At 71.0% G+C, this 14,630-nt stretch carries 10 protein-coding genes; 4 read left to right on the forward strand and 6 right to left on the reverse strand.

The annotated features are described in order from the left end of the window. Window positions 1–107: 107 nt before the first annotated feature. Entirely contained in the window at window positions 108–746 is a 639-nt protein-coding gene (locus UW392_RS39120; RefSeq protein WP_320780005.1) for a TetR/AcrR family transcriptional regulator, read from the reverse strand. Window positions 747–911: 165 nt separating this feature from the next. Between UW392_RS39120 and UW392_RS39125 the strand changes: the two genes are divergently transcribed. Further along, window positions 912–1,865 (forward strand): ABC transporter permease, encoded by a 954-nt coding sequence (locus tag UW392_RS39125; protein WP_320780006.1) that lies wholly within the window; start codon window positions 912–914, stop codon window positions 1,863–1,865. Continuing rightward, window positions 1,858–2,688, forward strand: coding sequence for an ABC transporter ATP-binding protein (locus UW392_RS39130; RefSeq protein WP_414497008.1), 831 nt, complete (start codon window positions 1,858–1,860; stop codon window positions 2,686–2,688). Before UW392_RS39125 ends, UW392_RS39130 begins: the two co-directional genes overlap by 8 nt. Here the strand turns inward: UW392_RS39130 and UW392_RS39135 are convergent. Then, complete coding sequence (locus tag UW392_RS39135) at window positions 2,675–3,151, reverse strand: GtrA family protein (protein ID WP_320780007.1); 477 nt, start codon at window positions 3,149–3,151, stop codon at window positions 2,675–2,677. The two genes, UW392_RS39130 and UW392_RS39135, sit on opposite strands and share 14 nt — an antisense overlap. Before the next feature lie 174 nt (window positions 3,152–3,325). Further along, window positions 3,326–8,266 carry an NAD-glutamate dehydrogenase gene (locus UW392_RS39140; RefSeq protein WP_320780008.1) on the reverse strand — a complete coding sequence of 1,647 codons (4,941 nt, stop codon included), beginning with the start codon at window positions 8,264–8,266 and terminating at the stop codon, window positions 3,326–3,328. 564 nt (window positions 8,267–8,830) lie between these two features. Here UW392_RS39140 and UW392_RS39145 point away from each other — a divergent pair. Then, window positions 8,831–9,397 carry a DJ-1/PfpI family protein gene (locus UW392_RS39145; protein ID WP_320780009.1) on the forward strand — a complete coding sequence of 189 codons (567 nt, stop codon included), beginning with the start codon at window positions 8,831–8,833 and terminating at the stop codon, window positions 9,395–9,397. 45 nt (window positions 9,398–9,442) lie between these two features. Here the strand turns inward: UW392_RS39145 and UW392_RS39150 are convergent, their stop codons facing one another. Both UW392_RS39150 and UW392_RS39155 read right to left on the reverse strand, forming a co-directional pair. Then, window positions 9,443–10,108: an HAD family hydrolase gene (locus UW392_RS39150; protein WP_320780010.1), complete on the reverse strand. Its 666-nt coding sequence runs from the start codon at window positions 10,106–10,108 to the stop codon at window positions 9,443–9,445. A gap of 73 nt (window positions 10,109–10,181) precedes the next feature. Then, the gene (locus UW392_RS39155; RefSeq protein WP_320780011.1) at window positions 10,182–10,700 is read right to left on the reverse strand and encodes a DUF6912 family protein; all 519 of its coding nucleotides are present in this window, start codon (window positions 10,698–10,700) and stop codon (window positions 10,182–10,184) included. A gap of 384 nt (window positions 10,701–11,084) precedes the next feature. Between UW392_RS39155 and UW392_RS39160 the strand changes: the two genes are divergently transcribed. Next, window positions 11,085–11,537, forward strand: coding sequence for an Rv3235 family protein (locus UW392_RS39160; protein ID WP_320780012.1), 453 nt, complete (start codon window positions 11,085–11,087; stop codon window positions 11,535–11,537). Between the two features lie 99 nt (window positions 11,538–11,636). Here UW392_RS39160 and secA read toward each other — a convergent pair whose 3' ends face one another. Continuing rightward, window positions 11,637–14,462, reverse strand: coding sequence for a preprotein translocase subunit SecA (gene secA / locus UW392_RS39165; RefSeq protein WP_320780013.1), 2,826 nt, complete (start codon window positions 14,460–14,462; stop codon window positions 11,637–11,639). Between the last annotated feature and the right edge of the window lie 168 nt (window positions 14,463–14,630).

The following is a 14,630-nucleotide window of genomic DNA, read 5'->3' on the forward strand; positions in this document are numbered from 1 at the left end:
GGCGCGCGGGGTGGGCGCGGCGCTCCCGCCGTCACGCGTACGGGGCGCGCGCGGGCACCCGTCACGTCCGCCCGCGGTGCCCGCGACGCCCGTGGCCCCTACAGCGCCTACAGCGCCTTGAGCGCCGCCGTAGTCGCCCTGGCCAGGCCCGGCAGGTACCCCTTCGGCAGCTTCGGGCCGCGGACGACCACCGCGCGCCAGTAGAGCGGGCCCGAGACGATGTCCAGGGCCAGATTCTCGTCGACGTCCGCGCCGATCTCGCCCCGCGCGGCCGCCGCCCGGACGATGCCGCTCACGACACTCTGCTGGCCCTCGCGGAGCGCCTTCTGCATGGCCTCGGCGATCTCCGGGTTGCGGGCCGCCTCCGCCTGGAGGTCGGGGATGATCTGGCCGGCCACCGGGTGGCGCAGGGCGCGGGAGGTCACCTCGTACAGCAGCCGCAGGTCCGTCTCCAGGGAGCCCGTGTCCGGCGCCGGCAGGCCCTGCACCGCGACGGCCGAGACCAGGTCCAGGACCAGGTGGAGCTTGGAGCGCCAGCGGCGGTAGACCGCCGTCTTGCCGACCCCCGCGCGGCGCGCGATGCCCTCGATGGACATGCGGGCGTAGCCGACGGCCGCGAGCTCCTCGAAGACCGCGGCACGGATGGCCTCGGTCACGTCCTCCCGCAGCACGGCCGCCCCCGCGGGGGCCCTGCGGCGCGCGCGCTGCGGCGGTCGCGCCCCGGTGGCGTCGGCTCTGCTCGTCATGCGTCCAGCATAGGGCGTCACGACGAAACGGTTGCGTTCCGACGTCCCTTCGCCCTACGCTCACGTGGCGACGAAACGGTCCCGTCCCGACGTACGCCCCGACGTGCGTCCGGCGCCCGGCGCGCACCGCGCCGGCCGGGGACACCCCGAGCGAAAGCAGCGGATGTGAGCCAGGCCCTCGACACACCGCCTCCCACGGCACCCCCCGCACCGGAGCCCGCCGCGCCGGAAGCCCCCGCACCGGTCCCCGCCGGGTCCCCGGCCGAGCTGGCCGCGCGGTACGGCCTCAGCGTCAGCGGTGCCCGTCCCTCCCTGCCCGCGTACGTGCGGCAGCTGTGGGCGCGCCGGCACTTCATCACCTCGTTCGCCACCGCCAAGCTCACCGCCCAGTACAGCCAGGCGAAGCTCGGCCAGCTCTGGCAGGTGGTGAACCCGCTGCTGAACGCGGCGGTCTACTTCCTGATCTTCGGCGTACTGATGGGCACCAGCCGCGGCGTGCCCGACTACGTGCCGTTCCTGGTGACCGGCGTGTTCGTGTGGACGTTCACGCAGAGCTCGATCCTGGCGGGCACGAAGGCCATCTCCGGCAGTCTCGGGCTGGTCCGCGCCCTGCACTTCCCGCGGGCCTCGCTCCCGCTGTCGTACTGCCTGCAGCAGCTCCAGCAGCTGCTGTTCTCGATGGCCGCGCTGGTCGTCATCCTGCTCGTCTTCGGCGTGCCGGTCGCCGCGTCCTGGCTGCTGGTCGTCCCCGCGCTCGTCCTGCAGTTCACGTTCAACGCGGGCGCGGCGCTGTTCATGGCCCGGGTGGGGGCGAGGACGCCCGACGCCTCACAACTGATGCCGTTCGTGCTGCGCACCTGGATGTACGCCTCCGGCGTGATGTACAGCCTCCCGGTGGTCCTCGCCAGGACGGACCTGCCGCACTGGGTGCACCACCTGCTGGAGTACAACCCGGCGGCGGTCTACATCGACCTCATGCGGTTCGCGCTGATCGACAGCTTCCCGGGCAGCCAACTGCCCGACCACGTCTGGGCCGTCGCCCTGGGCTGGGCCCTGCTCGCCGGCATCGGCGGCTTCATCTACTTCTGGAAGGCTGAGGAGACGTACGGCCGTGGCTGACACCACCACCCGCCCCACCGGGGGCCCGCAGGGCACGCACGGGACCGCCACCGCGGAGCGCGTCCCCACCGTCGTCGCCGACCACGTCGACATCGTCTACCGCGTCAACGGCACCGGCGCGGGCCGCGGCACCGCCACCGCCGCGCTCAACCGCATCCTGCGCCGGAAGAAGACCGAGAAGACGGCGGGCGTCCGCAAGGTGCACGCGGTGAAGGACGTGTCCTTCACCGCCTACCGCGGGGAGGCCATCGGGCTGATCGGGACGAACGGCTCCGGCAAGTCGACCCTCCTCAAGGCCGTCGCCGGACTGCTGCCCGTGGAGAGCGGCCGTATCTACACGGACGGCCAGCCGTCCCTCCTCGGCGTCAACGCCGCGCTGATGAACGACCTCACCGGCGAGCGCAACGTCCACCTCGGCGGCCTCGCCATGGGCATGTCCCGTGAGCAGGTCAGGCAGCGCTACCAGGGAATCGTCGACTTCTCCGGGATCAACGAGAAGGGCGACTTCATCACGCTGCCGATGCGCACGTACTCCTCCGGCATGGCGGCGCGGCTGCGGTTCTCCATCGCCGCCGCGAAGGACCACGACGTCCTCCTCGTCGACGAGGCCCTCGCCACCGGGGACCGCTCCTTCCAGAAGCGCTCCGAGGCCCGCATCCGCGAACTGCGCAAGCACGCGGGCACGGTCTTCCTGGTCAGCCACAACAACAAGTCGATCCGGGACACCTGCGACCGGGTGCTGTGGCTGGAACGCGGTGAGCTGCGCATGGACGGGCCGACGGCGGAGGTGCTGAAGGAGTACGAGAAGTTCACGGGGAAGTAGCGCCCGCGAACACCCACGCCCGGTACGCGAGGAAGCGGAACGCCGAGGCGAGCGCGATCGACAGGGCCTTGGCCGCGTTGGAGCCGACCGGTCCGGTGAGGCCCAGACCGTGGTGGGAGACGTAGAACAGCCCGCTCTCCATGAGGATGCCGAGGCCGCTGAAGGCGAGGAACAGGGCGAGCTGGCGCGGCACGCGCGCGGCCCGGTCGCGGTAGGTGAAGAAGCGGAAGCCCAGGTAGTTGGTGGCCATGGCGAGACAGCTGGCGATCACCGTGGCGGCCATGGGCGGCGCGGCCCCGCCGTGCAGCAGGGCGTTGAAGGCCAGGAAGTTCACCGCCACCCCGCTGCCGCCGACGAGCCCGAACTTCACCACCTCGACGGCGAGACGACGGGACCGTACGCGCGCCGGCAGGGCAGCGGCGCCCCGGGCGGGCACCCGCACCCCGGCGAGGTTCACACTCACGGGTCCGGAACCTCCCTGTTCACCCGTCGGACCATCGTCGGACAATCGGGGCAACGATAACCCGAATATTCCGTTTGCCCCTGAAAGGCGCCGCCCGCGCGCCGGACGAAGCCGGACAAGGAAGGGGGCGCCCCCGAGTCCACCAGGACCCGGGGGCGCCCCCTCGTTCCGCCCCTACGGGTTGCGCAGCAGCGTCCGCATCGTCCGCATCGCCACCGACAGGTTCGCCAGGTCGAACGAGTCGGAGCCCTGGATCTCCTCCAGCGTGGTGCGCGCCCGGCTCAGGATGGGCGCGTTCTTCTGCTCCCACGCCTTGAAGCGCTGCTCGGGCGACGAGGAGCCGTCACCCGCCGACAGGACCTCGGCCGTGAGCGCCGCGTGGGCCGAGTACAGGTCCTCGCGGATCGCCGCGCGGGCCATGGACTGCCAGCGGTCGGCACGGGGCAGCTCGATGATGCGGTCCATGAGCCGGCTGATCCGCAGCCGGTCGGCGAGGTCGTAGTAGATCTCGGCGACCTCCAGCGGGTCCCGGTCCACCCGGTGGGCGACCGTGACGATGTCGAGCGCGGGGAAGGCGGAGGAGAACCCGGCGACCCGCGTGGCGAGCTCGCCGGGGACGCCGGCGCCCGTCAGCTCGTCATGGATCCCCTGGTACCACTCCAGGTCCGCGCCGCGCAGCAGCTTGGGCAGCTCGGCCCAGACCCGGCCCACGCCCTCCTCGAAGAACGCGACGGTCTCGGTGAGCTCCAGCGGCTGCGGCCGGTTGTTGAGCAGCCAGCGCGTGCCCCGCTCCACCAGCCGCCGCGAGTGCAGCCGGATCCGGGTCTGCACGGCGGCCTCGACCTTGTTGTCCAGGGCCTCCACCGCGTCCCACACGGGCGACGAGCGGAAGATCGCGCGGGCCGCGGTCTGCGCCCGGACGATCTCCTCCAGCGAGGCCCCGGTCTCCTCCCGCAGCCGGTGCAGGTACGTCGTACCGCCCGTGTTGACCGTGTCGTTGACCAGCACGGTCGTGGTGATCTCCCGGCGCAGCGGGTGGCCCCCGATGCGCTCGGCGAACCGGTCCCGCAGCGCCGTCGGGAAGTACGTGTGCAGCAGGCCCTGCAGGTACGGGTCGTCGGGCAGCGAGGTGTGCAGCAGCTCCTCGGCGACCGTGATCTTCGTGTAGGCCAGCAGCACGGCCGTCTCCGGGCCGCTCAGGCCCTGTCCGTTGCCCACCCGCTCGCGGATCTGCCGGTCGGTGGGCAGGAACTCCAGCGCCCGGTCGAGGCGGCCCGCGCGCACCAGGTGGCGGATGAAGCGCTGCTGTGCGTGGAGCATGTCCTTGGACTGGGCGAGGGCGTTGGCGATCGCCGTGTTCTGCGCGTAGTTGTTGCGCAGCACCAGCGTGCCGACCTCGTCGGTCATCTCGGCGAGCAGCTTGTTGCGCTGCTTGACGGTCATGTCGCCGTCCGCGACCAGGCCGTTGAGCAGGATCTTGATGTTCACCTCGTGGTCGGAGGTGTCCACGCCCGCGCTGTTGTCGATGGCGTCGGTGTTGATCCGGCCGCCGTGCAGCGCGAACTCGATCCGGCCCAGCTGGGTCAGGCCGAGGTTGCCGCCCTCGCCGACGACCTGGACCCGCAGGTCGCCGCCGTCGACGCGGATGGCGTCGTTGCCCTTGTCGCCGACGTCGGCGTTGGACTCGGTGGACGCCTTGACGTACGTACCGATGCCGCCGTTCCACAGCAGGTCGACCGGCGCCCTGAGGATCGCCTTCATCAGGTCGGCGGGGGTCATCTTGCCGACACCGCCCTCGATGCCGAGGGCCGCGCGGATCTGCTTGTTCAGCGGGATCGACTTCGCGGTCCGGGGGAACACCCCGCCGCCCGCGGAGAGCAGCCCGGTGTCGTAGTCCGCCCAGGAGGAGCGCGGCAGCTCGAACAGCCGGCGGCGCTCGGCGTACGAGGTCGCCGCGTCCGGCTCCGGGTCGATGAAGATGTGCCGGTGGTCGAAGGCGGCCACCAGCCGGATGTGCTCGGAGAGCAGCATGCCGTTGCCGAACACGTCACCGGACATGTCGCCGATGCCGACGACCGTGAAGTTCTCGGACTGCGTGTCCACGCCCAGCTCACGGAAGTGCCGCTTCACGGACTCCCAGGCCCCGCGGGCGGTGATGCCCATGCCCTTGTGGTCGTAGCCCGCGGAGCCGCCGGAGGCGAAGGCGTCCCCGAGCCAGAAGTTGTAGCTCTGCGCGACCCCGTTGGCGAGGTCGGAGAACGTCGCCGTGCCCTTGTCGGCCGCGACCACCAGGTACGTGTCGTCCTCGTCGTGCCGGACGACGTCGGCGGGCGGCACGACCTCGCCGGCCACCATGTTGTCGGTGATGTCCAGCAGGGCGGAGATGAACGTCTTGTAGCTGGCGATCCCCTCCGCCATCCAGGCGTCCCGGTCCACCGACGGGTCGGGGAGCTGCTTGGCGACGAAACCGCCCTTGGCGCCGACCGGCACGATGACGGTGTTCTTCACCATCTGCGCCTTGACCAGGCCGAGGATCTCGGTACGGAAGTCCTCGCGCCGGTCGGACCAGCGCAGACCACCGCGCGCGACCTTGCCGAACCTGAGGTGCACGCCCTCGACGCGCGGCGAGTACACCCAGATCTCGTACGCCGGACGCGGCGCCGGGAGGTCGGGAATGGCCTGCGGGTCGAACTTCATCGAGACGTAGGTGTGCGGCCTGCCGCCACTGGCCTCCTGGAAGAAGTTGGTCCGCAGCGTGGCCTTGATGACCGTCAGGAAGGCCCGCAGGATGCGGTCCTCGTCGAGGCTCGCCACCTGGTCCAGCGCGCTGTCCAGCTCCTCCAGGAGCGCGTCGACCAGCTCGTGACCGGCCTTCTGCCGGTCCGGCGACATCCGCGCCTCGAACAGTGACACGAGCAGACGGGTCGTGTGGACGTTGTCACGGAGGGTGTCCTCCATGTAGTCCTGGCTGAAGGTGGAACCCGCCTGCTTCAGGTACTTCGCGTACGCCCGCAGCACCATGGCCTGCCGCCAGGTCAGCCCGGCGCTCAGCACCAGCGAGTTGAACCCGTCGTTCTCCGCGCGCCCCGTCCAGGTCGCGGCGAATGCCTCCTGGAACCGCTCGCGCCCGTCCTCGCCCAGGTAGTCCCCGTTGCCGCCCGGCGTCTTGGGCACCCGCAGCCCGAAGTCGTAGATCCAGGCGGTCGTACGGTCCGCGCAGCGCAGCTCGTAGGGCCGCTCGTCGACGACCTCCACCCCGAGCCGGCTGAGCACGGGCAGGACCGCGGACAGGGAGACGGACTCGCCCCTGCGGTAGATCTTGAACCGGCGGTCGCCGGGCCCGGCGCCCACGGGCTCGTACAGGTTCAGCGCGAAGTCCTCGCCGCCCTCGGAGGTGTCCAGCTCCTCGAGACGGACCAGGTCCGCGACGGCCGCGCGCGGGGAGTGGTCCGCCTTGTAGCCCTCGGTGAAGGCACCCGCGTACCGGCGCAGCAGCTCGGCCGCGCGCTCCTCGCCGACCTCGGCGTTCAGCGCCTCGCCGAACCCGTCGGCCCACGAGCGGGCGGCGTCCACCAGCCGCCCCTCGATGCGCTCCTTGTCGGCGTCGCTGAGGTGGGGCAGTTCGGTGCCCTGCGGGACGCGGACCACGAAGTGCAGCCGGGACAGCACCGACTCGGTGTTCCAGGCGGTGAAGTCGACGCTGGTGCCGCCGAGCTCCTCCTTGAGGATGTCGATGATGCGCAGCCGCACCGCCGTGGTGTAGCGGTCGCGCGGCAGGTAGACCAGGGCGGAGTAGTAGCGCCCGTACTCGTCCTGGCGCAGGTAGAGCCGCAGCCGGCGCCGCTCCTGCAGGTAGAGCACGGAGGTGGCGATGGCGAGCAGCTCGTCGACCGGCGTCTGGAAGAGCTCGTCGCGCGGGTACGTCTCCAGGATCTGCAGCAGGTCGCGCCCGTCGTGGCTGTTGGGCGAGAACCCGGCGCGCCGGAGCGCCTCCTGCACCTTGCGGCGGATGACGGGCACCCGGCGCACGGACTCGGTGTACGCGGCGGACGAGAACAGGCCGAGGAACCGCCGCTCCCCGATGACGTTGCCCTCGGCGTCGAACTTCTTCACGCCGACGTAGTCGAGGTAGCTCGGGCGGTGCACGGTGGCGCGGCTGTTGGCCTTGGTGAGGACGAGCAGCCGGTGCTCGCGGGCCTTGGCCCGGGCGTCGCGGGGCAGGCGCTCGAAGGACGGGCTGACGGGGTGGCTGTCGTCGCCCTGGTGCTGCGGGTCGGCGCGCAGGATGCCGAGCCCGGTGCCGGCGACGGCGGCGAGCGAGTCGTCGTCCCGCAGCTGGTACTCCCGGTAGCCGAGGAAGGTGAAGTGGTCCTGGGCCAGCCAGCGCAGCAGCTCGCGGGCCTCCTCGATCTCCTCCTGGCGCAGGTCGTCCGCCACGGGTTCGGAGGGCAGCTCGTCGGCGATGCGGACCGCCGCGTCCCGCATCTTCTCCCAGTCCTCGACGGCCTCGCGCACGTCGGAGAGGACCCGCAGCAGGTCCGCGGTGATCTGCCGGAGGTCGGCGCGGTCGGTCTCCCGGTCGATCTCGACGTGGATCCAGGACTCGACATGGGCGTCGTGCGGCAGCTCGCCGGCGGCGGCCGGAGTGGTGAGGACCTCGATGAGTCTTCCCGTCACGTCCCGCCGGACGACGATCTGCGGGTGGATGACGACGTGGATGCCACGCCCCTGCCGCGACAGCTCGTTGGTGACCGAGTCGACGAGGAAGGGCATGTCGTCCGTGACGACCTCGACGACGGAGTGGCTGCAGGTCCAGCCGTTCTCCTCGACGGTCGGGGTGTGCACCCGCACGTTGGCCGTGCCCTGGGGACGCGTCTCGGCCAGCCGGTGGTGCGAGAAGGCGGCTCCGAGGAGGTCGACCGGGTCGCGGCCGGTGAGGTCCTCCGGGGCGATGTGCAGGTAGTAGCGCTGGAGGAAGGCGAGTACGGCGTCCCGGTCCGGTGTGCCCTCGCCCGTCGTCCCGGTCGGTGGGTTTCCCCCGACCGGACTGTTCTCAGCTACCCGGGCGGCCCGATCGAGCAGCTCGGCCTTGGCTTCGTCCAGCTTGGTCTGCATGGTCCTCTGGCTCCTGTCGCGCGCCATTGCGTGACGTTGAAGGATTCTCGGTGTGCGACCCTCCGACGCAACGTCTGGACGCGGGGTGTCCGGTCTGATCCGACGCTATGCCGCAAGGTGAGGTGAGCGAGGGGTTATCAGCCATTCTCGGCATCCCCGAAAGGTGTGACGCTGCTCTCGGCGAGCCGTCCCCGGACTGTTCCGGCCTCCCGGGAGCCCTTCCGGCTCCCTCCCGCCCGCGTGAGTCGGCGACCGCCGCCCGGTCACGGCTGTCGGCCGTGCTCTCCGGGCGCTGGGCAGGGACGACGAGGCCCCCGCGGGTTATCGCGCTGATCACCTCACAAGGCTATCGCTCCGGACGGGCCCCCCGTCATGAGCTGTATGTATACAAAAGCAGGGGTCGAACTTTGACGTTTCGCACAGGGAGACCCGCCAGGGGCACACCCCCTTGGCAAGCCCCCGCCCGCGCGGCACGTTGCCCATGACGCCCGACGCCGGCGCACACCGCGCCGGGGCGTGACACCACGCCGGAGCACGACACCACGCCGAGGGGGAAGCAGCGACATGTCAGCCAAGATCCTGATCGTCACCGGCGACGCGGCCGAGTCACTGGAGGTCCTCTACCCTCACCAGCGCCTGCGCGAGGAGGGGTACGACGTGCACATCGCGGCCCCCGCCCGCAAGAAACTCCGCCTCGTCGTCCACGACTTCGAGCCCGGCTTCGACACCTACACCGAGAAACCCGGTTACACCTGGCCCGCCGACCTCGCCTTCTCGGAGATCGACCCCGGCCGCTACGCCGCCCTCGTCGTCCCGGGCGGCCGCGCACCGGAGTACCTCCGCAACGACCCCGAACTCCGCAAGATCCTCAAGTCCTTCTTCGACACGGACAAGCCGGTGGCCCAGATCTGCCACGGCCCGCTGCTGACCGCCGCCGTCGGCGCCCTCCGCGGCCGCCGGGTCACGGCGTACCCGGCACTGGAGCTGGACATGCAGGCCGCCGGCGCCACCTTCCAGGACGCCGAGGCGGTCGTCGACGGCACGCTCGTGTCGTCCCGCTGCTGGCCGGACCACTCCCGCTGGATGCGGGAGTTCCTCACGGTCCTGCGCGCCAAGGCCCCCGTGTCCTGACGCCACCCCGCGGAGCGCCACCCGGCGAGGGTGCCTCCCGGCGCGCTACGCCACCAGCCGCTCGGCCTCCGTCACCGCCTCCTCCAGGGTGTCGACCACGGGCACGCCCACGCCCTCGAGGCTGGAGCGGCTGTGTGAGCCACCGGTGTAGAGCACCGCCTGCGCCCCGGCGTGCCGCGCCGCGACCGCGTCGTCGGCCGCGTCCCCGATGACGACCACCCGCGAGGGACGCACCCCGGCCAGCGCGGCCAGGTGCCGCACCATGTGCTCGGCCTTGCTGCCGCCGGACGGCCCGGTCCGCCCGTCGACACGTATGAAGTGCGGCTCGATCCCGAAGCCCCGGACCAGCGGGACCAGTTCCTCGTGGCCGTACATGCTGAGGATGGACTGGCTGCGCCCGGCCGCTCCCCAGCCCGCGAGCAGGGCCGGCACCCCCTCGGTGAGCCCGCAGACCGTGCGGTGCTCCGTGTAGTACCGGTGGAAGGTCTCGTCCATGACCTCCCACTCGTCGAGCGTCGGCAGCCGGCCGAGCAGCCGCTCGTAGAACTTCGGCACCGGCACGCAGTACAGCGCCCGGTACCGGTCCAGCGTGATCGGTGCGATGCCCAGCTCGGCGAAGGCGGCGTTCGTCGCCCCGATGACCGCGTCGTTGTCGTGGAAGAGGGTGCCGTTCCAGTCCCAGACGATGTGTGCTGCTCCGTGCTTCCCCATACCCGAGAACGTACCCGCAGCCACTGACAACGCACGGTGACGGGTCACGCACGGTGACCGTACGGCGGGCCCGTCAGTCGCCCGCCGGCCCCACCAGGGTGGGGATCTCCTGCGTCGCGTACCAGAGCAGTTCGTGGTCCTCGGCGCCGTCCACGGTGAACCGGGCGTCGTCGTCCCCCTGGTCCGCGGCTCCCAGCGCCGCCGCGGCGGCGGCGACGTCGGCCTCGGCGTCGTCCGCGTCGACGTGCACGGCTGCCGCCTTGCCGAGCGGCACGGACCCGGCCACCCGGACCTCGCCGAGCGCCACGGGGTCCAGGCCGCGGTCGGGATCGGCCACGGCCGCCCCGTCGGGTACGTCCACGGCGACGACGACCCGCCGCCGGGCGGCCGCGGGGTCCACCGCGAGGAGCCGCAGGGAGGCGAGGGCGGCGCGGTTGAGCGCGGCGTACTCCAGCTCCTCGATGTCGTCGGACAGGTACCACTCGCGCAGCGCCGGCGTCACGGCGTACGCGACGAACGGTCCTTCACCCAGCTCACCCGTCTCGTACGCCGCGGCGAGACCGGGGAGGGTCAGAGGGACGTAGACGCGCATGACGAGCCGCTTTCGTAGTCGGGAAGGGCCGCCGGAGGGGTACGGGGGCCTCCGCCGGGTCACCCCAGGATACGTGCGGGGTACGTGCGGGGGTCCCCCATCGGGTCCCGGCCGCGCCCGTCGGGGCGTCCACCCGCCGCCTCTCCGTTCACCCGGTGCGCCCCGGGAACGCCCTGCGTTCCGCTCGCCCGCGTCACCCTGATAGGTGGTCGTTCCGGCGGCCCCGCCGCGCCCGCGGACCGCCTTGCGACCGCCGGTCCGCGCCCCGTACAAGGTCCTCAGCAAGTAGTTACCGGCCGGTATCCACCGGCTGCCGACCGCGGCGACCGACTCCGGGCGGCACACGAGTGGCACACGAGAACGGGGACTTCCATGCACAAGGTCATGACCAGGCCCAGGCGCCGGCCGGCCGCCCGCCCGCCCGTCCGCCACGACTCCCCGCGCCCCGGTGGCGGCCTGCCGGGACGCGCGGCGCGCACGGTCGGCGCCGCTCCGCGCGACGGGCTCGACCACTTCACCGAACTGCTGCTCGGGGTGCTGAGCGGGCAGCGTCCGGTGCACAGCATGCTGCGGCACACCGTGGGCCGCGCCTACGACGAACTGGCCTGGCTCGCCGAGCACGGCCCCCTGCGCACCACCCGCGGCACCCGTCCCGTCGTGCGCGCCATCGGCTACTGCGAGCCCCGTCCGGGCGTCATCGAGGCCTTCGTCCGTGTCGGTGCCGGCGACCGGCTGTGCGCCATGGCCTTCCGGCTGGAGCACGGCTCCGGCAGCCGCTGGCGCTGCGCGGCCGTGGAACTGGGCGGGCCGAGGATGCCGCACGCGGACGACGACTGAGAGCCTGCGTCCTGAATCCGGTCAGGTCCGGAAACGCCGAAGGCCGGGCACCCCAGGAGGTGCCCGGCCTTCACTCGGACGTCTCTCGTGCGGCGGGCGTCACTTCTTGCGGCGCCGGCCGCCCTTCGCCTGCTTGCGGCGCTCGGCGCGCGTGAGGCCGTCGGCCTCGGAGCGGACGGGCTCGTCGTCGGTGGGCAGGTCGCCCTCGACGACACCGCCCTCGCCGTCCACCGTGGGCGCGGAGAAGTGCAGCCGCTCCCGGCGCTGCGGGGCCTCCAGGCCCTTGGCGCGGATCTCCGGACGGGCGCCCGCCTGGGCCGGCACCGTGTCCTGCTTGTCCAGCGACGGCGACGCCGACGGACCCGCGTCCTCGACGGGGACCTCCTCGACCTGCTGCTCGACCTGGACCTCCAGGTTGAACAGGTAGCCGACGGACTCCTCCTTGATGCCCTCCATCATGGCGTTGAACATGTCGAAGCCCTCCCGCTGGTACTCGACCAGCGGGTCCTTCTGCGCCATCGCCCGCAGGCCGATGCCCTCCTGGAGGTAGTCCATCTCGTAGAGGTGCTCGCGCCACTTGCGGTCCAGCACGGACAGCACGACGCGGCGCTCCAGCTCGCGCATGATGTCGGGGCCGAGCTGCGTCTCCCGCTCCTCGTACTGCGCGTGGATGTCGTCCTTGACCGACTCGCCGATGAACTCGGCGGTCAGCCCGGCCCGGTCGCCGGCCGCCTCCTCCAGCTCGTCGATGGTGACCTTCACCGGGTAGAGCTGCTTGAACGCGCCCCACAGCCGGTCGAGGTCCCACTCCTCGGCGAAGCCCTCGGCGGTCTCGGCGGAGATGTACGCGTCGATCGTGTCGTCCATGAAGTGCAGGATCTGCTCGCGCAGGTCCTCGCCCTCCAGGACGCGGCGCCGCTCGCCGTAGATGACCTCGCGCTGGCGGTTGAGGACCTCGTCGTACTTGAGGACGTTCTTGCGGGTCTCGAAGTTCTGCTGCTCGACCTGCGACTGGGCGGACGCGATCGCGCGGGTGACCATCTTGTTCTCGATCGGCACGTCGTCCGGCACATTGGCCATGGACATCACGCGCTCGACCATCTGGGCCTTGAACAGGCGCATCAGGTCGTCACCGAGGGACAGGTAGAAACGGGACTCGCCCGGGTCGCCCTGACGGCCGGAGCGGCCGCGCAGCTGGTTGTCGATGCGGCGCGACTCGTGCCGCTCGGTGCCGAGGACGTAGAGCCCGCCGAGCGCCTCGACCTCGTCCTTCTCCGCCTTGACGGCCTGCTCGGCCTTCTCCAGGGCGGCGGGCAGGGCCGCGGCCCACTCCTCGATGTGCTCCTCGGGGTCGAGGCCACGCTGGCGCAGCTCCGCCTCGGCGAGGTCCTCGGGGTTGCCGCCGAGCTTGATGTCGGTACCGCGGCCGGCCATGTTGGTGGCCACGGTGACGGCGCCCTTGCGGCCGGCCTGGGCGACGATCGTCGCCTCCCGGTCGTGCTGCTTGGCGTTGAGCACCTCGTGCTGGACGCCTCGCTTGCTGAGCTGCTGCGAGAGGTACTCGGACTTCTCGACCGAGGTGGTGCCGACGAGGATCGGCTGGCCCTTCTCGTGCTTCTCGGCGATGTCGTCGACGACCGCGTCGAACTTCGCGACCTCGGTGCGGTAGATCAGGTCCGACTGGTCCATACGGACCATCGGCTTGTTGGTCGGGATCGGGACCACGCCGAGCTTGTAGATCTGGTGGAACTCGGCGGCCTCGGTCATCGCCGTACCGGTCATGCCGGAGAGCTTGTTGTAGAGGCGGAAGAAGTTCTGCAGGGTGATCGTGGCGAGCGTCTGGTTCTCGTCCTTGATCGGCACCCCCTCCTTCGCCTCGATCGCCTGGTGCATGCCCTCGTTGTAGCGGCGGCCGGCGAGGATACGGCCGGTGTGCTCGTCGACGATCATGACCTCGTCGTCGATGACGACGTAGTCCTTGTCCTTCTTGAAGAGCTCCTTGGCCTTGATGGCGTTGTTCAGGTAGCCCACCAGCGGGGTGTTCACCGACTCGTACAGGTTGTCGATGCCCAGCCAGTCCTCGACCTTGGCGACGCCGGGCTCGTGGATCGCGACCGTGCGCTTCTTCTCGTCGACCTCGTAGTCGCCGGTCTCCTCGACGCCCTTGAGCGGGTTGCCGGGCTCACCTCGCTTCAGCCTTCTGACCAGCTTGGCGAAGTCCCCGTACCACTTGGTGGCCTGGTCCGCCGGACCGGAGATGATCAGCGGCGTACGGGCCTCGTCGACGAGGATGGAGTCGACCTCGTCGACGATGGCGAAGTTGTGACCGCGCTGGACGAGTTCGTCCTTGGACCACGCCATGTTGTCGCGCAGGTAGTCGAAGCCGAACTCGTTGTTCGTGCCGTACGTGATGTCGCAGGCGTACTGCTCGCGCCGCTGGGCGGGCGTCATGTTGGCGAGGATGCAGCCGACGTCCAGGCCCAGGAACTTGTGGACGCGCCCCATCATCTCGGAGTCGCGCTCGGCCAGGTAGTCATTGACCGTGATGAGGTGGACGCCCTCGCCGGACAGCGCGTTCAGGTACGCCGGCAGCGTGCCCACCAGCGTCTTGCCCTCACCGGTCTTCATCTCGGCCACGTAACCCATGTGCAGGGCGGCGCCGCCCATCAGCTGCACGTCGTAGTGGCGCTGGCCGAGGACGCGCTTGGCGGCCTCACGGACGGTGGCGAACGCCTCGGGCAGCAGGTCGTCCAGGCTCTCACCGTCCTGGTAGCGCTGCTTGTACTCGTCGGTGAGGGCCCGCAGATCGGCGTCGGAGAGGTCGACGAAGTCCTCTTCGATGGAGTTGACCTGGTCCGCGATGCGGTGCAGCTTGCGCAGGATCTTGCCTTCGCCTGCACGCATGATCTTCGAGAGGACGGACACGGGGGTTTGTCTCCTTGCCGGTCGGGCCTGGGACGGGTCGGTTGTACTGACGGGTTCCACAGAGCTGTGAGCAACGGCCATCGTAAGCGAGGACCCGGTCACGCCGGGAGGCCTGGCGACGACAGCCACCAGGACAACGGCCGGGCGCGGCGGATGGTGCCGCGTCGG

Source organism: Streptomyces sp. CRN 30 (assembly GCF_034105845.1).